Annotated in this window: 14 protein-coding genes; 8 read left to right on the plus strand and 6 right to left on the minus strand. The window is 74.0% G+C overall.

What is annotated here, in order from left to right; translation table 11 throughout:
* Positions 1–6 precede the first annotated feature (6 nt).
* From ACVWNX_RS03100 to ACVWNX_RS03115, 4 genes are all read right to left on the minus strand, one after another.
* A complete protein-coding gene (locus ACVWNX_RS03100) occupies positions 7–1677 on the minus strand; it encodes an MFS transporter (protein ID WP_454412304.1) in 1671 nt (556 codons plus the stop codon).
* Between the two features lie 27 nt (positions 1678–1704).
* Entirely contained in the window at positions 1705–2112 is a 408-nt protein-coding gene (locus ACVWNX_RS03105; RefSeq protein WP_454412305.1) for a VOC family protein, read from the minus strand.
* Positions 2113–2144: 32 nt separating this feature from the next.
* Entirely contained in the window at positions 2145–2681 is a 537-nt protein-coding gene (locus tag ACVWNX_RS03110; protein ID WP_454412306.1) for a helix-turn-helix domain-containing protein, read from the minus strand.
* A gap of 198 nt (positions 2682–2879) precedes the next feature.
* A complete protein-coding gene (locus ACVWNX_RS03115) occupies positions 2880–3863 on the minus strand; it encodes an IS481 family transposase (RefSeq protein ID WP_454411746.1) in 984 nt (327 codons plus the stop codon).
* 390 nt (positions 3864–4253) lie between these two features.
* On the opposite strand from ACVWNX_RS03115, the gene ACVWNX_RS03120 reads away from it, so the two are divergent.
* The gene (locus ACVWNX_RS03120; RefSeq protein WP_454412307.1) at positions 4254–4679 is read left to right on the plus strand and encodes a hypothetical protein; all 426 of its coding nucleotides are present in this window, start codon (positions 4254–4256) and stop codon (positions 4677–4679) included.
* On the opposite strand, the gene ACVWNX_RS03125 is transcribed toward ACVWNX_RS03120, so the two are convergent.
* Positions 4669–5502, minus strand: coding sequence for a helix-turn-helix domain-containing protein (locus ACVWNX_RS03125; RefSeq protein WP_454412308.1), 834 nt, complete (start codon positions 5500–5502; stop codon positions 4669–4671). The genes ACVWNX_RS03120 and ACVWNX_RS03125 overlap by 11 nt on opposite strands.
* A 607-nt stretch (positions 5503–6109) precedes the next feature.
* Positions 6110–6502 carry a VOC family protein gene (locus ACVWNX_RS03130; RefSeq protein ID WP_454412309.1) on the minus strand — a complete coding sequence of 131 codons (393 nt, stop codon included), beginning with the start codon at positions 6500–6502 and terminating at the stop codon, positions 6110–6112.
* A 495-nt stretch (positions 6503–6997) separates the two neighbouring features.
* Between ACVWNX_RS03130 and ACVWNX_RS03135 the strand changes: the two genes are divergently transcribed.
* From ACVWNX_RS03135 to ACVWNX_RS03165, 7 genes are read left to right on the plus strand one after another with little or no spacing between them, the layout of a single operon-like run.
* Positions 6998–7981 carry a DUF1702 family protein gene (locus tag ACVWNX_RS03135; RefSeq protein WP_454412310.1) on the plus strand — a complete coding sequence of 328 codons (984 nt, stop codon included), beginning with the start codon at positions 6998–7000 and terminating at the stop codon, positions 7979–7981.
* A 17-nt stretch (positions 7982–7998) separates the two neighbouring features.
* Positions 7999–9966, plus strand: coding sequence for a CRTAC1 family protein (locus ACVWNX_RS03140; RefSeq protein WP_454412311.1), 1968 nt, complete (start codon positions 7999–8001; stop codon positions 9964–9966).
* On the plus strand, positions 9963–10955 hold the full coding sequence (locus ACVWNX_RS03145) for an enediyne biosynthesis protein (protein WP_454412312.1): 993 nt from the start codon (positions 9963–9965) through the stop codon (positions 10953–10955). The genes ACVWNX_RS03140 and ACVWNX_RS03145 overlap by 4 nt, the downstream gene beginning before the upstream one ends.
* The gene (locus tag ACVWNX_RS03150; protein ID WP_454412313.1) at positions 10952–16894 is read left to right on the plus strand and encodes a type I polyketide synthase; all 5943 of its coding nucleotides are present in this window, start codon (positions 10952–10954) and stop codon (positions 16892–16894) included. Before ACVWNX_RS03145 ends, ACVWNX_RS03150 begins: the two co-directional genes overlap by 4 nt.
* Positions 16887–17321: an acyl-CoA thioesterase gene (locus tag ACVWNX_RS03155; RefSeq protein WP_454412314.1), complete on the plus strand. Its 435-nt coding sequence runs from the start codon at positions 16887–16889 to the stop codon at positions 17319–17321. The genes ACVWNX_RS03150 and ACVWNX_RS03155 overlap by 8 nt, the downstream gene beginning before the upstream one ends.
* Positions 17318–18937 (plus strand): MFS transporter, encoded by a 1620-nt coding sequence (locus ACVWNX_RS03160; RefSeq protein WP_454412315.1) that lies wholly within the window; start codon positions 17318–17320, stop codon positions 18935–18937. Before ACVWNX_RS03155 ends, ACVWNX_RS03160 begins: the two co-directional genes overlap by 4 nt.
* Positions 18938–18972: 35 nt before the next feature.
* On the plus strand, positions 18973–20280 hold the full coding sequence (locus ACVWNX_RS03165; RefSeq protein ID WP_454412316.1) for an ABC1 kinase family protein: 1308 nt from the start codon (positions 18973–18975) through the stop codon (positions 20278–20280).
* Positions 20281–20290 lie beyond the last annotated feature (10 nt).

Here is a 20290-nt window from a genome sequence, read left to right on the forward strand (position 1 = left end):
CTCCGCTCAGGAGGAGGCGGTCTCCACCCCGGCGACGCCGTCGCGCCGATCGCCGTCGGACGGTTCCGGGGACTCCTCCCCCGGCGCCGCTCCGGCACCCGGGGCGAGCAGGGCGACCAGCGCGCCCGCGAGGACGACCGCGACGCCGCCCAGCATGGCCAGGTGGAAGCCGTCCATGAAGGCCGTGTGACCGGCCTCGACGGCGGCCCGGGCGGCCGAACGGGGGGTGCCCTCCGGAACGGGGACGACACCTTGGGCGATGGTCTTGGGCATCTCGCGCAACACCCCGGCGAGCGGACCCGGTACCTCGGCGTCCGCCAGGTGCCGGGACAGGTCCGCGCTGACCCGCGCCGAGATCATCGATCCGAGCGCGGCCGTGCCGAGGACGCCGCCGAGCATCAGCGCGGTCTGCTGGAGCCCGGACGCGACACCCGTGAGATGGCTCGGCGCGCTGCCCACGATCATCTCGATGGCCGTGGGGGCCACCATGCCCATGCCCGTCCCGAGCGGCGCCAGGAAGGGCCACATCGCGTGGTACGACGAGTCCTCCGTCATCCAGGACAGGCCCAGGAGGGCCACCGCGATCAGGACCAGCCCCACCGAGAGCGGCACCCTGGGGCCGAACCGCTGGTTGAGCAGGGCTCCCACCGGCGCGCCGACGCCGAAGAGCACGGTGAACGGCAGCAGTCCGAGACCGGCCCGCATGGGCTCCAGGCCGTGGACCTGTTGCAGGTACAGAGCCAGGTAGAACGAGGCCCCGAAGGTGGCGAACCCGCCGATGAGCAGGACCGCCGTCCCGACCGACACGGCCCGGGAACGGAACAGCGCGAGCGGGAGCAGCGCGTCGGACGTCCCCCGTTCACGCAGCACGAACAGCGCGCCGAGGGCGAGCGCCACGGCGAACGAACCGAGCGTGCCGAACTGGGTCCAGCCGTGTTCCGGCACCTGGATGATGCCCCAGACCAGCGCGAACAGCGCGGCGGTGAGCAGGACGACGCCGGGCAGGTCGAAGGACCGGGCGACGGCCTGGGGACGGACTCCCCGGATGGCCCAGGCCCCGAGGCCGAAGGCCACCGCGCCCACCAGCAGGTTGACGAAGAAGACCCAGCGCCAGCCCAGCAGGTCCACGGTGAGACCGCCGATGAAGGGGCCGGCCGCCATGGCCAGGGCGCCGACGGCGCTCCAGACCCCGATGGCGACCTTCAGCCGCTCCTTGGGGAAGGTGGCCTTGAGGACGGCCAGTCCGCTGGGGGCGAGCACCGCGCCGCTGATGCCCTGGAGGACGCGCCAGAAGATCAGCGCGCCGATGCTGTCGGCGAGACCCGCCAGCACGGAGGTGGCGGAGAAGGCCGCCATCCCGACGAGGAAGAACTTCTTGTGGCCGTAGCGGTCGCCGAGCTTCCCGGCGGTGATGAGGGCGCAGGCGACCGCGAGCATGTAGCCGTTGGTCACCCACTGGAGGGTGGACAGATCGGTGTCCAGGTCGACGGCGATGACCGGGTTGGCCACCGCGACGACCGTGCCGTCGAGGGCTTCCATCATCGTGCCCAGGGCGACGGCCACCAGGACGATCCACGGGTTGCGGACACCGTCCGTCCGGGGGGCCGCCGGACCGGCCGCCACGGCGGACCCGGCCGGTCCCGTGTCCCGTCCCGTCTGTTTCGGTTCATGGACCACGGTGGGACCATTCCCTTCTCAGCGGGCTCAGCCCTGGTGATCGGTGAGGCTGAACCAGTTGCCGGAATCGTCGCGGAAGACCGCCTCCGTGCCGTAGGGGCGTTTGACGGGCTCCTGCACGAACGTGACGCCCGCCTTCTTGAGGCGTTCGTAGGTGGCCCGGGTGTTCTCCACCCGGAGGACGCCCACACCGATCACGCCCTTGGCGATGAGGTCGCGGAACCGTTCGGCCGTCTCCTCGTCGTACTCGGGAGGGCCCACCTTGCGCAGGACCATCTCCACGTCGGGGTCGTCCTTGGGGCCGACGGTGAGCCAGCGCAGATTGCCGAGGGTCATGTCACTGCGCACCTCGAATCCGAGCTTCTCCGTGTAGAAGGTCTTGGCGGATTCCTGGTCCAGCACGGGGATGGTGACATGGGAAAGACGCGTGCTCATGTACTTCCTTCCGCTTGAGCAGTGATCCGACGCTATCGAGGCGCCCGGTCGGTGACATCTCCTGGATTGCTGACCTGGATTCCGCTTTCCTCCGGGGGGTTGCGCGACGCGTCCGGAGCGCCCTCGTCCCGGCGCGGCGCGTCCGGGGCGGCCTGGGGGGCGCCCCGGCGGGCGCACATGAACAGGTAGCACCCGGGGATGGGCGGGGGACCGCCGCTCTGGGCGATCTCGTCCCGGTAGGCGGTCGGCGAGACGCCCACCACGTCGGAGAAGCGGGAGCTGAACGAGCCGACGCTGGAGTAGCCGACGAGGTGACAGATCTCCGCCACGGTGAGGTTGGTGGCGCGCAGCAGGTCCCGGGCCCGCTCGATCCGACGCTGCGTCAGATAGCGTCCCGGCGTCTCGCCGTACGCCGCCTGGAAGGAGCGGAGGAAGTGGAAACGCGAACATCCGGCCTCGGCCGCGAGCGTGGCCAGGTCGAGCGGTTCGGCGTAGGCACGGTCTATGAGGTCCCTGGCCCGGCGGAGAAACGGCAACAGTCCGGAAGAGGGGGGTTCCTGGCCCGACATGCCTCCATCATGGGGGCCGCTCCGGCACGGTGCGCCCGGTTCGGCCATCCCCGGCCGATTCCTCGGGGGGTGCCCCTATGGGTTTGGTCAAGGTGGTGGGGTGGTGCCAGGCGGGAGACCGCCTGGCAGGCTGGCTGTCACGAGCGACGGACGGGGTGTGCGGGATTCGGCTGGTGAGGGCATGCGGCCGTGTGACCACTAGGTGTATTGACCCGGAGTGTTGTTGACGCGGCTGATGGGCGGGTGTCCGTCGAGTGCGGTGTGGCAGCGGTGGTGGTTGTAGGTGTGGAGGAAGTCTGCCAGGGCTGCTGTCCGCTCGGTGTTCGAGGTGTAGGGCCGCTGGTAGGCCCACTCCTCGAGGAGGGTGCGGTTGAAGCGTTCGACCTTGCCGTTGGTCTGCGGCCGGTAGGGCCGGATCTTCTTGTGGGCGATACCGGCCGCGGTGAGGGTCTGGGTGAACAGCTTGGCTTTGTAGCAGGAGCCGTTGTCGGTCAGGACGCGTTCGACGGTGATGCCGTGGGCGGCGAAGAACGCGTTCGCCCGCTGCCAGAAGCCGATCGCGGTGTGCCTGCGTTCGTCGGTGAGGACTTCGCTGTAGGCCAGGCGGGAGTGGTCGTCGACGGCGGAGTGGATGTAGCTGTAGCCGATCACTGGCGTGCTGCTTCTGCGCTGGCCGGTGGTGGCCTGGCGGTTGCGGTCTCCGGCCGTGCGGCCCACGATGCGCCAGCCGCCGCCGTCGGGAATGTTGCCGAGTTTTTTGATGTCGACGTGGACCAGTTCGCCGGGCCGGTCGCGTTCGTAGCGGCGGATCGGTTCGCCGGTGGGCCGGTCGAGCCAGGCCAGCCGGTTCAGGCCGTGGCGGGCCAGGATCCGGTGGATCGTGGAGGCGGGCAGGCCCAGGATCGGGCCGATCCGGGCCGGGCCGAGTTTGCGGCTGGTCCGCAACTGGCAGACACGTGCCTCGACCGTGGCGGACGTGCGGTGCGGGGTGGTGCGGGGTCGGCTGGAACGGTCGTGCAGGCCCGCCTCTCCTTCGAACCGCCAGCGGCGGAGCCATTTGTGGGCGGTGGGACGCGATATGCCCATCTCCGCGGCCACATGCGCGACAGGGCGGCCGGCGAGGACACGTTCGACCAGGATCCGTCTGCCGTGAACGGTCAGCCGGGCATTACGGTGGGACACGAAGACCTCCGTGTGGTGAAGCCTAGACACCTCCACCACACCGGAGGTCTTCGCCATGATCAAGACCAACCAGCGTTAACAACGCTCGTGATCAATACAACTAGGCCGTCTCTTACGGACCAGACCGCCCCGCCCCGCGCGGATTCCCGGCGCGAACGGCCATGGCCCCCAGGCACCTCGCACGGTGTTGCCGACAACGGCCGACGGCCCCGCCCGGGGCACCGGGCCCGCGCCCCCATGACCTCCCGGGTAATGGACTAGGCCCCGCCCCTGGACGCAGCCTTGTCCCCCCGGAACCCGGGCGGCGCGCTCCGTCCGGGGCCGGCCCCCTCGGGGTCCTGAGCTCCGGGACCCGCACCCATGTCACGACTCCGCAGGAGGCCGAACACCATGTCCGCAACGTTCCTGACCGGCATCGCCCGCACCACCGAGCCCCTGACGATGCTGCGCCGTTTCCTCACCGTCGACGCCGTGGTCACCGCCCCCACCGCGGCGGTCTACCTCGTCGCCCCCGACCCGGTGGGCAGACTGCTCGGGGTGGACCCGGACGTCCTCCTCGGCAGCGGGGCCTTCCTCGTCCTCTTCACCATCGGTGTCGTCCTGATCCTGGCCCGCAGGGAGCCGCCCGCCGGTGCGGTCAAGGTGGTGATCGGAGTCAATCTCGCATGGACCGCCGTCAGTCTCGCCGCTCCCTTCCTCTGGCTGGACCCGAGCGCCGTCGGCACCGTCTGGCTCGTCCTCCAGGCCCTCGTGCCCGCCGGACTCGCCGGTCTCTACTGGGGTGTGCTGGGGGCCGGGTCCGGAATCAGACGCTGAGGGAACGCAGGTGGTCGACGGTCGCCGCGTCCGCCGGGAGGAAGGTCTCGATGGCCAGCTCGGCGACCGTCACGTCCATCGGGGTGTTGAACGTGGAGATCGACGACACGAAGGACAGCTCCCGCCCCCGGTGCGCGATCCGCAGCGGCAGCGCGAAGCACGGCATCACCGGTCCGGGGCACGGGTCGCCCGACGCGTCGGCCCCTCCCGGACCGTGGTCCGGATGGCCGTCGGGGAAGGGGTACGAGGCCACCTCGTCGTACAGCTCGCGCAGCGGGTCCGAACGCACCAGGGACATCTGGCCCTCCAACTGGCGCAGCAGATGGGAACGCCATTGGCGGAGATTCAGAATCCGCGGGGCCATGCCTTCCGGATGCAGCACGATGCGGATCCCGTTGAGCGGTGGCGTGAGCAGGTGATCGGCGACCCCCTCCAGCAGCCTGGTCATCCCCAGGTTGGCCGCGACCACGTCGTAGACCCCGTTCAGCGCGATCGCGGGGTACGGCTCGTAGCCGTGGAGCAGCCGCTGGAGTCCTTCGCGCAGGGCGCCCATGGAGGGGTCGTCGTACGACGTCTCGGTGTACCGGGGGGCGTAACCACCCGCGAGCAGGAGCGCGTTGCGTTCCCGTACGGGGACGTCCAGGTGCTCCGCGAGCCGCAGGATCATCTCCTCGCTGGGGCGGGAACGCCCGTTCTCGACGAAGCTGATGTGCCGGGTCGAGGAGTCGGCGCGCAGGGCCAGTTCGAGCTGGCTGACCCGACGCCGCTCCCGCCAGCCCCTCAGCAGGGGACCCACACCGGTGTCGGACGTGACAGTAGTCATGCCCCCGACCGTAGTACGGCCGACGGCCCGCTCCACCGGTGCGTTCCCCCGGGCCGAGCGGGGGACGGGCCGGGTGCCTCCCCGGGTGTCCGTCCGCGGACCAGCGACGGAAGCGACCGTTCCGGACGGCCCGCCCCCCGGCGGAGCCCGTCCGGGCCGCTGGTGCCGGTCTCCCGGCCTGCGGCCTTCCGGCCGACTGCGGTCCCGCGCGCGACGGACAGTTCCCGGTTGACGGTGTCGGCGTCCGTCCCGTCCGCCCCGCGCCGCCGGTTCGGCCGGCACTCGCGGCAGCGCCGGAACATCGATGGTGGCGGCGGGGAAGCCGGGCGGCTCCATCCACCCGACCGGTTCTGGTCGCAGGCGCATCCGGGTGGATTCGGGAGCGGCCAGGGTCGAGCCCCGCCCCCGACTCCGTGCCGCGGACGGCGAAGCGGCATGCGCCACGCGCTTCAGCAGGTCGATGAGCCGGCCAGCGCCCCACCGGTGCCGCACCTCGCCCCTGACCCGGCGTCGGCGGGACCCGGGCGGAACATCGCTCCTCGTTCGGTGAGTGAGAGGGGAGCGGGGACGGGCCGGATCGGGCGGACCGCCGGAACCGTGCGGTCGGTTACCCGGCCGCCGTCCCGTCCGCCGGGACGGCGGGGAGCTGGTTCAACCCGATGACGTTCCCGTCCGGGTCGGTGAAGGTGGCCTGCCGCCCCCACGGGGTGGCCTTCGGCCCGTCGACGGGCACCCCGCGCTCCCGCAGTCGCGCGCAGTCGGCGGCCACGTCCGTGGTGTGCAGCAACAGCCCCCGGACACCGCCCGGTTCCATGGTCGGGAACCAGTCCACGAGGACCAGGCTGGTGGCCGCTCCCTCCGGTCCGACCTGAAGCCATCGTCCGTGCGCCCCGGGCTGGTCCCTGAGGAGGGCGAGACCGACCGTGTCGACGTAGAAGTCCCTGGCCCGGTCCTGGTCCGAGACGGGCACCGAGAAGAGCTGCACATGCGTGATTCCCATCGCACGGATGGTAGGAGGATCACGCCGCGGAACGGTCCCGCGCGCCTTCCGCGCCGCCCCGCTTCCCCCGGACGGCCCAGTGCCCGCGCGGGCCTCCGGCGCCCCCGGAGCCGTTCCCCGTCTCCCGCTCGCGCCGCGGCGACCAGCGCGCCCCCGTCGAACCAGCCAGGAGGCGTTCGTCAACGCTATCTCTCTAAGAAGCGACTTTCCCGGGAGCGGATCACCACTTCACCGGGCGGGGTCCAGCGGGAAAGGCATCACCACTGGTCAAGTACCCGTTTCTGGAACACGATCGACGGCCGCCCGTATCCGGAACGCTACGTTTCACAGAAAGGCACCAATGGGTTCGAGCCAAAATCCACTGGTGCATCACTCTCCCTTCATATAGAGGAGCGATCTCACCAGAATATGACACGGCGTCTACGTCGTGTGCCGGTCAGACCCGTACGGCCTCGGTTCCATGGAACACCCAGACCTCAGCCGACTGGAGTGTACGTGTCCGTAGCCCCACGCTTCATCACCTCGCCCCTGCGCCGTCTGCGGGGCGGTCTCCTGACCCCGCCCGCATCGGCGGTCGGCTTCGGCCGCCGGGGATTCCACCCGGGGAACGAGCCGGACCGGCGGGCCCTGGAGGCGGCCGGAACGGCGTTCCTGGCCGGACTGCGAGCCGCCACCTCCGGAACGGAGGTCGACCGGCTCGGTGACGCGCTGGCCGGTTCCGTGCCCCGGGAGCGCCAGGGGTTCGCCTTCGAGGGCGCCGCGATGGGACTCGCCCTGCTCGACGGGCTCGGCCCCCGGCGCCGGGACCGGGTGGCACAGCTGCTCGGGTCCAGCGGCGCCCCCCACGTCTACATGGTGCACGTCGGCGCCGGTTGGGCGCTGGCCCGGCTGCCCGGTCCGCTGCGGCGGCGAGCCGTCCCCTCCGACCCGCTGCTGCGCTGGCTGGCCCTGGACGGATACGGGTTCCACGAGGCGTACTTCCGCACCGGGGAACGCGCCGGCGGACGGTGGTCGGGCGGACCGCCCGGCTGGCCCGGCCCCCGACGCGCCGTCGCCCGCGTCGTGGACCAGGGCATCGGCCGCGCCCTGTGGTTCGTGGAGTGCGCGGATCCCGGACGCGTCGCGGCGCGGCTGGGCGCGTTCGCCCCCGACCGCCACGGCGACCTGTGGGCCGGGGTGGGGCTGGCGGCGGTCTACGCGGGGGCGGGCACCTCCGCGTCGCTGCGCCCGCTCGTCGAGCGGGCGGGCGCGCACCTCCCGGCGCTGCGGCAGGGCGCGGCGTTCGCCGCCGAGGCCCGGGAGCACGCGGGACTGACGACGGAGCACACGGAGCGCGCCGTACGGACGCTGTGCGGCGTCGACGCGCGCACGGCGGCCGAGGTCACCCGGGAGACCCGGCGGGACCTGCCCCCGGACGGGGAGGAGGTGCCCGCCTTCCAGGAATGGCGTCGCAGGATCCAGCAGCACTTCACCGACTGATGGAGTGGACACCCAAAATGCCCGGAGAGCGTTCCTCCCGTCTGCGCAGAAGCATCCCCGTCCTGGTCGCCCTGGCCCTGGTGGTCACCACGATGGTCGCCGCCCGCAAACCCGGACCCTCGCCGGGGGCGGTGGCCCGGACCGCCGCCGACTACGCCTTCACCCGGCTGCCGATCGCCTTCCCCCCGGGGTACGAGGCGGGTGAGCGGACCGTACGGCCGGTGCACCCCGACTACCGGAGGATCCAGTCGTGGATCTCGTCGGTGGGCGCCGGGATCGCCATGAACGACCTGGACGGCACCGGTTCCTCGGCGGACCTGTGCTTCGTGGACTCCCGTACGGACGAGGTGGTGATCACCCCGGTCCCGGGGACCGGCACGCGCTACACCCCGTTCACCCTGGACGCGGCCCCGCTGCCGACCGACTCCCTGATGGCTCCCATGGGCTGCGTCCCCGGCGACTACGACGAGGACGGCCGGACGGACCTGCTGGTCTACTACTGGGGACGCACCCCGGTCCTGTTCCTGCGGAACGGCTCCCGGGCCCGGTTGTCCGACGCGTCGTACACCCCGCGCGAACTGGTCGCGGCGAAGGGCCCCGACGACGGACGGTACCGGGGCCCGAGGTGGAACTCGAACGCGGTGGCGGTGGCGGACTTCGACGGGGACGGTCACACGGACCTGTTCGTCGGCAACTACTTCCCCGACTCCCGGGTGCTCGACCCCGGGGGGACCGACGAGGTCGTGATGCAGCACTCGATGTCACACGCCCGCAACGCCGGGGGCGGGCACGTGTTCCGCCGGACCACGGACGGTCCGGGCGCGGACGGCACCGGGTACGAGGAGGTTCCGACGGCGCTGCCCGCGGGGCGGTCGAGCGGTTGGACGCTCGCCGCGGCGGCCGCCGACCTCGACGGCGACCTGCGGCCCGAACTGTACCTCGCCAATGACTTCGGCCCGGACCACCTGCTCCGCAACGACTCCGCCCCGGGGCGGATCGCCTTCACCCCGGTGCACGGCCGGCGGGGTCCCACCACCCCGAAGTCGAAGGCCCTCGGCAACGACTCGTTCAAGGGGATGGGGGTCGACTTCGCCGATCTGCGCGGCACGGGCCGCTTCGACATCTTCGTCTCGAACATCACGACCTCCTTCGGCCTCCAGGAGAGCAACTTCGCGTTCCTCAACGACGCCGCCACCCCCCGGTCGGCCCGGCGTGCCCTGGAGGACGGCACCGCCCCGTTCACCGACCGCAGCGCGGACCTCGGGCTGGCCTGGAGCGGCTGGAGCTGGGACGCGAAGGCCGCCGACTTCGCCGGTTCCGGTCTGCCCGCCATCGTGCAGACCAACGGCTTCGTGCGGGGCTCCACCAACCGCTGGCCGGAACTCCAGGAACTCGCCATGGCCAACGACGAGTTGCTCAGGCACCCGGAGGTGTGGCCGGACTTCGAGCCCGGCGACGATCTGTCGGGCCATCAGCCGCTGTCCTTCTGGGCACCCGACGGACAGGGGCGGTACATCGACCTCGCCGGACGCCTGGGCCTCGACGGGACCGTCCCGAGCCGAGGGGTCGCCATCGGCCACTCCCGGCCCGGAGCGGCACCCGGGCTGGCCGTCGCCCGGCAGTGGGGGGAACCGGACTACTACCGCAACGACGCTCCCCAGGGCGACCGCCGGATCACCCTCGACCTGCGGAAACCCGCCCGGGGCGCCGACGCGGCACCCGGAAGCACCACCCCGGCCGTCGGCGCGCAGGCCCGCGTCACCGCCGACGGGCGGACCACCCTGCACCAGGTCGACGGCGGCGGCGGGCACTCCGGCAAACGCGACTTCCTGGTGTCCGCCGGACTCGGTGACGCCTCCTCCGCCCGGGTGGAACTGCGCTGGCTGGACGGACGGGGCGAACCACGGCACACCACGCTCACCCTGCGACCGGGACGGCACGCCCTCGTCCTCGACGACCGCGCCACGGAGGTGACCGCACGATGACCGATCTCGTCAGCACCCGGCGGGACGCGCCCGACCGGACGGACGGAGAGCGGGACCGGGCGCCGCGGCGGGACCGGGAACGGCCCGCGCCCGACCCCCGCTATCTGGCCCTGCGCAACTTCGCCCTGTCGATCTCGGTGCTCAACGTCCTCGGCTACACCGTCCTCGGTTTCGAGCAGCCGTGGCTGTGGCCGCTGGCCGCGGTGCTCACCGGATACGCGACGGAGCTGCTCCTGGAGCGGCTCTCCGCCTGGAGCGAACGACGGCCCGCGCGGTACTCCGGGGGGCTCCGTCCCCTCTACGAGTTCCTGCTGCCCGCCCACATCACCGCGCTCGCCTGCAACATGCTGCTCTACGCCAACGACCACCTCCTGCCGGTGCTGTGCGCCGTGGTGATCGGGGTCGCGCAGAAGACGGTGCTGCGCGCGCCCGTGAAGGGGCGGATGCGGCACTTCATGAACCCGTCGAACTTCGGGATCACCGTGGTCCTGCTCGCCTACGGCTGGATCGCGATCGCCCCGCCCTACCACTTCACCGAGCACCTCGACGCGTACGGGAGCTGGGGCCTGCCCGCGGTGATCCTGGCCGCCGGAACGCTGCTCAACGCCAAGCTGACCCGGAAGCTGCCGCTGATCGCGGGCTGGGTGGGTGCCTTCGCGCTCCAGGCCGTGGCCCGTTGGTACTTCCTGGACAGCGGTCTGGTGTCGGCGCTCGCGGTGATGACCGGAGTGGCGTTCGTCCTCTTCACCAACTACATGATCACCGACCCGGGAACCACCCCGACCCGGCCACGGGACCAAGTGGTCTTCGGCGCCTGCGTGGGCGTCGTGTACGGCCTGCTGATCGTGGCGCACGTGCCGTACACGCTGTTCTTCGCCGTCACCCTGGTATGTCTGGGGCGCGGGGCGGGCTGGTGGGCCGCGCACGCGCTCGCGGCGCTCCGCCGGGGCCCCGCCGCCCCGGGTCGTCCCGCCGGGACGACCGCGTGAGCGCCGCGCCCCGGATCGCCGTGGTCGGGATGGCCTGCCGCTATCCGGACGCCGACGATCCGGACCGGCTCTGGGAGAACGTCCTCGCGGGCCGCCGGGCCTTCCGGCCCGTCCCCCCGGAGCGGCTCGACACCGCCGACTACCTTCCGGCGACGGCCGGGGCGGACTCGTTCGCCCTGACCCACGCCGCGCTCCTGGAGGGGTTCGTCTTCGACCGGGCGGACTTCGGGGTGGCGGGCACCACCTTCCGCACCACCGACACCGTCCACTGGCTCGCGCTGGAGACGGCGCACCGGGCGCTGCTGGACGCCGGGCTGCCCCGGGGCCGGGGCCTGCCCCGGGAGACGACGACGGTGGTGATCGGCAACTCCCTGACCGGGGACGCCAGCCGGGCCGGTGCCCTGCGGCTGCGCTACCCCTACGTCCGGCGGGTCCTCGCGGGTCTGCTGGACGAGCGGGGCACCGGCCGCCGGGAGTCGGCCGCGCTCCTGGACGAGTTGGAACGACGGTTCAAGGCACCGTTCCCGGAGCCCGACGAGGACACCCTCGCGGGCGGTCTGGCCAACACCCTCGCCGGGCGGATCTGCCACCACTTCGACCTGCGGGGCGGCGGGTACACCGTGGACGGGGCGTGCGCGTCCTCGCTGCTGGCGGTCGCCGACGGCTGCCGGACGCTGGTCACCGGTGAGGCCGACGCGGCGATCGTCGGAGGCGTCGACCTCAGCATCGACCCGTTCGAGCTGATCGGGTTCGCCCGGACCGGGGCACTCGCCGTCGACGAGATGCCGGTGTACGACCAGGAGTCCCGGGGCTTCCTGCCGGGCGAGGGCTGCGGAGTCCTGGTGCTGATGCGGGAGGGCGACGCCGAGGCCGCCGGGCTGGAGCCGCGCGCCGTGCTGACCGGGTGGGGGGTCTCCAGCGACGGCACCGGCAGCATCACCCGGCCCACGGTCCGGGGCCATCTGCTGGCCGTCCGCCGGGCCCACGCGCTGGCCGGGTACGGGCCCGGGACCGTCGGGTACTTCGAGGGGCACGGCACCGGCACCCGGGTCGGGGACACCACGGAACTCGGCGCCCTGGCCGCCGCGCACGGCACCGTCGGACCCCCCGCGGTCATCGGTTCGGTCAAGGCCAACATCGGCCACACCAAGGCCGCCGCCGGGGTCGCGGGACTCATCAAGGCCGTCCAGGCGGTGCGGCACCGGATCCTGCCGCCCGCCACCGGGGTGCGCCGACCGCATCCCGCGCTGACCGGGACGCACCGGGCGCTGCGGCTCGCGGAACGTCCGGAGGAGTTCCCCTCCGGTCCGGTCCGGGCGGGCGTCTCCGCCATGGGCTTCGGGGGCGTCAACACCCATGTGACCGTGGAGGCGGCCGGGGAACGACCGGCGCGCTCCTCGGCCGTGCCCCGAGCGGCGCGCACCCCGCAGTCCTGCGAACTGCTGGTCCTCACGGCTCCGGACGGCCCCGCGCTGCGGGAACGGTGCCTGCGGCTCGCCGCGCTGACCGCGCGGATCTCGTACGCCGAACTCACCGACCTCGCCGCCGCCCTCGCCGCCGGGCGGGAGCGGGACCCGGCCGGTGCGCGCGGCGCCGTCGTCGCCGCCACCCCCCGGGAGGCGGGCGCCCGGCTGACCCGGCTCGCGGACCTCACCGGTCGCGGACGGGACGTCGTCGACCCCGGGGGCGGGGTGTTCCTCGGTCGGGGACCGGGCCGCCCCCGACTCACCCTGCTGCTGCCCGGACAGGGCTCCCGGGGGGCGGGGCGGGCGTTCCGGGAGCGCTTCGACCGGGCGTGGGCCGGGGTGAGCGCCCTCGACGGGGCCCACACGCGGGACGGCGACGACACCCGGCTGGCCCAGCCGCGCGTGGTGTCGGCGTCCCTGGCCGCCCTGCGGGTGCTGGCCGACGCCGGGGTGACGGCGGACACCGCGATCGGCCACAGCCTGGGAGAGCTGACCGCGCTGCACTGGGCGGGCGGCCTGGACGCCGGGACGCTGCTGCGGGTGGTGGGGCGGCGCGCCGCGCTCATGGCGCGGGAGCCGGGCGGCGAGGGAGCCATGGCGGCGCTGGACGCGGGGGCCGACCGGGTCGCGCGCTGGACGGCGGGCACCACCGTGGTGGTGGCGGCGGTGAACGCGCCGGAGCACACCGTCGTGGCCGGGCCCGCGCCGGAGGTGGCGGCCGTCATGGAGGCGGCCCGCCGGGACGGGGCGGGCGCCACCCGGCTGGCGGTGTCGCACGCCTTCCACTCGCCCCTGATGGCGCGGGCCGCGCGGGACCTGCCGGCCGTGCTGGCCGGTGAGCCGGTCGTCGCCCCCCGGCGGGCCGTCGTCTCCACCGTGACGGGCCGTCCGGTGGGTCCCGGGGACGGCCTCCCCGGTCTGCTGGCACGGCAGTTGGTCTCGCCGGTGCGGTTCGCCGAGGCGGTCGCGGCGGTCGCGGACCGCACCGACCTGTTCGTCGAGGCGGGCCCCGGGCGGGCCCTGGCAGGGTTCGCGACCGCGGGCGCGCCGGGGGTCCCGGCGGTGAGCGTCGCCACCGACGGCGCCTCGGTGCGCGGCACGCTGGAGGTGGTGGCGGCGGCCCACGCGCTGGGCGTCCCGGTGCGGCCGGAGGCGTTGTTCGAGGACCGGCTGACCCGTCCGTTCCCCCTGGACGGGACCTTCCGGTTCCTGACCAACCCCTGTGAACGGGCCCCGGCCCCGCCCACCGGACGGACGGCACCGGACCCCGACGGACCCGTGGGACGGACGGCACCGGACCCCGTCCCGGCCGGAAGGGCGACGGACGGGGACACCGTGTCACCGGCCCCGGTGGACGCGCTGGGCGCCCTGCGGGCCCGGATCGCGGAGCGGGTGGAACTGCCGCGCACCGCGATCGGACCGGAGCTGGGACTCCTGGACGACCTCCACCTCAGCTCCATCACGGTCGGTCAGATCGTGGCGCGGACGGCGGCCGACCTCGGGGTGGAACCGCCCGTGGAGATCACCTCGGTGGCCACGGCCACCGTCGCCGAGATCGCCGCGCTGCTGGCCGCCGGGCCGGAGCGGACCGACGGCGGGCCCCCGGCGCTGGTCCCCGGGGTCGGCTCCTGGGTGCGCGGCTACCGGGTGGACTGGGCCCCGGCCGCCCTCCCCGGCCCCCGCCCCGGCCCGGCGCCCGGAGCCGCCGGGGGCTGGCAGGTGGTCGCGGACCCCGGGGACGGGCTGGCCGCCGTGCTGCCGACCGTCCTGGCGGGGACGTCCGCCTCCCCCGGCGTCCTGCTCTGTCTGCCCGCCCGGGCGACGGACGGAACGGCCGGTCTGCTGCTCACCGCGGCGGCGGCGGTCAAGGCGGACGGCCGTCTGGTCGTCGTCCAGCGGGGCCCGGTGGGCGGCGGTTTCGTCAAGTCGCTGCATCTGGAGCGGCGGGACGGCACGGTGTGCCTGGTCACCCTCCCCGACCTGCCCGACCAGGTGCTGAGCGGGCCCCCGTGGACGGCGCGGATCGCGGCCGAGTCGGCCGCCGCCCGGGGCTTCGCCGAGGCCCGCTACCGCGCCGACGGCACCCGGCTGACCCCCGCGCTGGCCCCGCTCGCCCTTCCCCCCTCCGCTCCGGGACCGGCGCTGACCTCCGACGACGTCGTCCTGGTCACGGGAGGCGGCCGGGGCATCACCGCCGAATGCGCCCGGGCGCTGACCGGGGCGAGCGGAGCCCGGGTCGCGGTCCTGGGACGCGCCCGGCCCGAGGACGACCCCGTGCTGCGGGAGAACCTCGCCCGGCTCGGCCCCCGCGCGCGGTACGCCCGCGTGGACCTCGGCGACGGTGACGCCGTCCGGGAAGCCGTGCGCGGGGTCCGGGACGCCCTGGGGCCGGTCACGGTGGTGGTGCACGGCGCGGGACGCAATGTGCCGACGGCGCTGGAACGGCTGGACGAGGAGGAGTTCGCCGCCACGGTCGGGCCGAAGGTGGACGGGCTGCGCCGGGTGCTCGACGCCCTCGGCCCGGAACACCCCCGGCTGCTGCTGGCCTTCGGCAGTGTGATCGGCCGCTCCGGACTGCGCGGCGAGGCCCACTACGCCGCCGCGAACGAGTGGCTGCGGGCCCTCGTGGACGACTACCGGCGCGACCGGCCCGGCTGCCGGGGCCTGACCCTGGAGTGGTCGGTGTGGTCGGGCACCGGCATGGGGGACCGGCTGGGGGTGCTGGAATCGCTCGCCCGCCAGGGCGTCGGCCCCCTCACCGTGGACGACGGACTGGACGTCCTGGGCCGGGTGCTGGCCGACCCCGCGCTGGCCGGACCGGTGGTCCTCGCCTCCCGGACCGGCTCGCTGCCGACCCTGGGCCACCGGCACCGGACCGGGCCCGGCGGACGGTTCGCGGAACGGGTCCTGGTCGACTCCCCCCGCACCGAGCTGATCACCGAGGCCGAACTGTCCCTGGGCAACGACCCGTACCTCCAGGACCACGTCCTGGACGGGGAGCCCCTGCTGCCCGGGGTGATGGCCCTGGAGGCGATGGCACAGGCCGCCACGGCCGTCGTCGGCCGCTCCCGGGTCACGGCGCTGACCGACGTGGTGTTCCACCGGGCGGTCACGGTCGCCGAGCACGGCACCACCGTGCTGCGGACCGCCGCGCTCGCCCGCCACGACGGCGCCGTCGACGTGGTGCTCCGCACCGACGGGACGGGCTTCGCGGCCGACCACGTCAGCGGCACGGTCCTGCTCGGCCCGCCCGACGGCCCGCCCGGCGCCCCGGAGGCCCCCACGACGAGCGGCCCCGGGCCGGACCCGGCACCGGTGGGCCCCGCGCCGACGGAACCGGCGGAGGCGGCGGACACGGCGGAGACGGCGGAGACGGAACCGGCGTCAGCGGACCCCGCGCCGGACACCGGGCCCGCCGCCGGTGCCGCGCCGCCGTTGGACCCCGGCCGGGACCTGTACGGTGACCGGCTCTTCCAGCGCGGTCGCTTCCGACGGGTGCTGCGCTACCGGGAGATCGAGGCCCGGCACTGCGTCGCCGTGATCGCCCCGCCGGGGGACGACGACTGGTTCGGGATGGTCCATCCCCGTTCCCTGGTCCTCGGCGACCCGGGGGCCCGGGACGCCTTCCTGCACGCCGTCCAGGTCTGCGTCCCGCACCGCACCCTGCTGCCCGTGGCGGTCCGGCGGATCACCTTCCGCCCCGGTCCGCGGGCCGTGGGGGAGCTGCTGCTGACGGCCCGGGAGACGGCCCGGGAGGGCGACGACTTCGTCTACCGGCTGACCGTGGCCGACGGTTCGGGCCGGGTCGTCGAGTGCTGGGAGGACCTGGTGCTGCGCGCCGTCCGCGCGCCGCGCCGGGCGGACTCGGCGCGCCCCTGGCCCGTCGCGCTGCTGCCTCCGCTGCTGACCAGGGCGTTGGGCCCGGACGGCCCCCGGTTCCGGGTGGAGACGGCATCGGGCGCTTCGGGCCGGGGCGGGTCGCGCGAGGTCCTCGCCCGGCTGACGGAGGGCCGCGCGGTCACCCGTCGTCCGGACGGCAGACCGGGAACGGACGGCGACCGGCCGTGGCTGAGCGCGTCCCACGGCGCCGGTCTCGTCCTGGCCGCAGCGGCGGACCGTCCGGTCGGCTGCGACGTCGAAGAGGTGACGCCCCGCGCGGAGGACGACTGGCTGGGACTGATCGGGAAGGAGGGCGCCGCCCTCGCCGCCGCCCTGGCGGCGGCCGACCCGGCCGGCTGGTCCGGCGACCAGGCGCGGACGGCGGTGTGGACGGTGGCCGAGGCCGTCCAGAAGACCGGTGCCGGACGCGGCGACCGGGCCCATCTGCGGCGGCTGCGCGAGGACGGCGGAGCCGAGTTCGCCGCGGGCCGCACGACGGTGCTGGCCTACCGGGCCGCCGCCGGGGCCGGACAGGACGCGACGGTGCCCTGCGTGGTCGCCGTCGCCCACCAGGAGAAGGGGAGTCATGCCTGATTTCTTCGAGTACCGGCACGTCGTCGGGTTCGAGGACACCAACCTCGTCGGCAACGTCTACTTCGCCACCTACCTCAACTGGCAGGGGCGGTGCCGGGAGATGTTCCTGCACGCGCACGCGCCCTCGGTGCTCGACGAGATCCGCGCGGGACTGCGGCTGTTCACGGTGAGCTGCCGCTGCGACTACTTCCGCGAGCTGACCGCGTTCGACACCGTCGCCGTCCGCATGCGGCTGGACGCCACGCTCAGCACCCAGGTCGAGTTCGCCTTCGACTACGTCCTCCTCGACGGGGACCGCGAGCACCTGGCCGCGCGCGGCACCCAGCGGGTCGCCTGTCTGCGCCACGACGGCCGGGAGACGGCACCGGTACCGGTGCCGACCGCGCTGCGCGAAGCCCTGGAGCCGTTCCAGCGGGTGGCGGCGTGAAAGCCCCCGGCAGGACGGGCGGCATCACCTTCCGCAGGCCGGTGGCCTTCTGGACCGGTACGGCCCTCAGCACCGTCGGCGCGGCGCTCCACCTGCCCATGTACGCCGAGTCCCGGTCCATGGGCTACCACATGGCGGGGATGCGCCCCGACGCCACGATGCACCTCGGCATGGCGGTGATCGTCGTCGGAGTGGGGCTGGTCCTGTGGGGGCTGACGCCCGCCCGGGGGGAGGTGCGGCGGCCCGGCGCGCTGCGGATCCGCCCGCTGGACGACTCCCGGCTGCGCCCCGCGCACCTGGGGCTGATCGTCGTGCTGACGCTCGCCGTCACCATCGACGTGATGAAGCCGACCACCCTGTCCTTCGTCGCGCCGGGGATGGCGGCCGAGTACCACCTGACCTCACCGCTGCACCCCGACGGCGGCCTCCCTGTGACCCTGCTGCCGTTCTCCGGGCTGTCCGGCACGGTGGTGGGCTCGCTGCTGTGGGGGCTGCTGGCGGACCGGGTGGGGCGGCGGCCCGCGATCCTGTTCGCCGGGGTGCTGTTCATCACCACGTCGGTCTGCGGAGCCATGCCCTCGTTCACCGGCAACCTGGTGATGTGCTTCTTCATGGGCGTCAGCGCGGGCGGCATGCTCCCGGTGACGTTCACCCTCCTCGCCGAGACGGTGCCCACCCGGCACCGGGGCTGGCTGCTGGTCCTCATCGGCGGGAACGCCGCGCTCGCCTACGCGATCACCAGTCAGCTCGCCGAGAGCCTGATGCCGCAGTACGGATGGCGCGTCCTGTGGCTGGTGGGGATGCCCACCGGGGTGCTCCTGCTGCTGCTGAACCGCTGGATACCGGAGTCCCCCCGCTTCCTGCTGCTGGCCGGCCGCCCCGACGAGGCGCGCGCGGTGATGGAACGGTACGGATCGGCGGCCGTCACCGAGGCGGAGCCCGCCGGGCACGACGGGGGCCCGCCCGCCCCGGCCGACGCGGCGCACCGTCACCGGGGAGGCCCCCTGCTGCTGGCCGGGCTGCTGGCACTGGCGCTCAGCGTGGGCATCGTGACGTACGGCTTCCAGCTGTGGGTGCCCACCGACCTCCAGCGGCTGGGCGTCACCGGCATGGACGCCGACCGCATCCTGCGCAACGCGGCCCTGTTCGGTCTGCCCCTGAACGTGGTGGCCGCGCTGGCCTACGGGTTCTGGAGTTCGAAGTGGACCACCGTGACGCTGAGCGCCCTGACCGTGGTGCCACTGGTCTGCTTCGCGGTGCTCGGCGACGCCGTCGCCGACCGGCGGGGGCTGCTGATGGCGCTGCTGGCCGTGCCCATCGCCAGCGTGTACGCCCTGGGCGCGATCACGGTGGCCTACTGCGCGGAGATCTTCCCCACCGCCCGGCGCGGCGGCGCGACCGGGCGGATCGCGGGGCTCAGCAAACTGGGCGGGGTCGCGATGCTGGTGCTCACCCTGCTCTCGATCACCGCCCCGGAACTGGGCGTCACGGCGGCGGCGGGCGCGGTACCGCTGGCCGTGGCCGTGGTGCTGCTGGCGGTGGCGGGGGTCGAGACCCGGCACCGCGTGATCGACGAACCCCTCGACGCCCGGCCCCGCCCGGCCGAAGTGCCGTGACGCCCCCGCCGCCAGGACCAGCGAGGAGAGACGCGATGGCCGTACCCACCCCGTCCGGCACCACGTCAGGAGCGGCTCCGGCGGCTCGTCCTCCGGTCGGCTGGGTCCGCCGGTCCCGTCGGCTGCTGTTCCTCTCGGCGGTCACCGCCCGCCACCTCGTGGCCGGGACCGCCGAGCGGCTGGGCGGGCGCCGGAACCGGCCTCCGGACCGGCTCCGCCGACTGCTGGGCGATCTCGGCGCCACCTACGTCAAGGGCGCCCAACTGCTCAGCACCCGGGCCGACCTGCTGTCCCCGTCGGCCCGCGACGCCCTGGGACGGCTGCACGACCGGGTCCCCCCGATGACCGGGACGCAACTGGACCGCGCCCTGGCCGAGGCGTACCCGGACCGCTCGGCCTGGCCGTTCCGGAGCTTCGACCGGAGGGCCGTCGCCTGCGGCAGCATCGCCTGTGTGTACCGGGCGACCCTGCGGGACGGCACGGACGTGGCCGTGAAGGTGCGCAGACCGGGGGTGCGCCGGGCGATGGAGGCCGACTTCGCGCTGCTGGAGTCCGGCGCGCGCTGGCTGGAGCGGGTGCCGCCGCTGCGGGGCGTACCGGCCCGCCGCGCGGTGCGGCAGCTCGGTGAGGCGCTGCTGCGCCAGGCCGACCTCGTCCAGGAGTCGGACTCCCTGGTCAGACTGCGGGCCGGACTCGGGGACCTGTCCTTCCTGCGGATCCCCGCGCCGTTCCCCGGGTGCGCGGGCCCCGGCGCGCTCGTCATGGAGTACGTCGAGGGCGTGGAGCGCTTCGCCCCGGGCGACTTCGACCGCGAGGACCGCCGGAGGATCGTGCGGAACGTGCTGCGGTGCGCGTACCGGATGCTGTTCGTCGACGGTCTGGTCCACTGCGACATGCACCCGGGGAACCTGTACCTCGGCCCGGACGGCGCGGTGGTGCTCCTCGACGCCGGGTTCGTGGTCCCCCTGGAGCCCCGGGTGCGCCGGTTGTTCGCCCGTTTCTTCATGTGCCTCTCGCTCGGGCGGGCGGAGGAGGCGGCCGACACGGTGCTGGAGAGCGCCGAGCACCTCCCGGACGGCTGTGACCTCGACGCGTTCCGGGCCGAGATCGGCGCCCTGGTGACGGAGGGGTCCGGACGCACGGCGGGCGGCTTCCGGCTGGCGCCCTTCGCCGCCCGGCTGTTCGACGTCCAGCGCCGCCACGGGGTGACGGCGGCGCCCGAGTTCGTCTTCCCGCTGCTGTCGCTGCTGGTCCTCGAAGGCATGGTCAACGACTTCGACGTGGACGTCGACTTCCAGGGCGAGGCCATCCCGGTGCTGCTCGTCGCCCTCAACCGTCATTGAAGGAGCGCGC

Source organism: Streptomyces sp. JNUCC 64 (genome assembly GCF_054484115.1).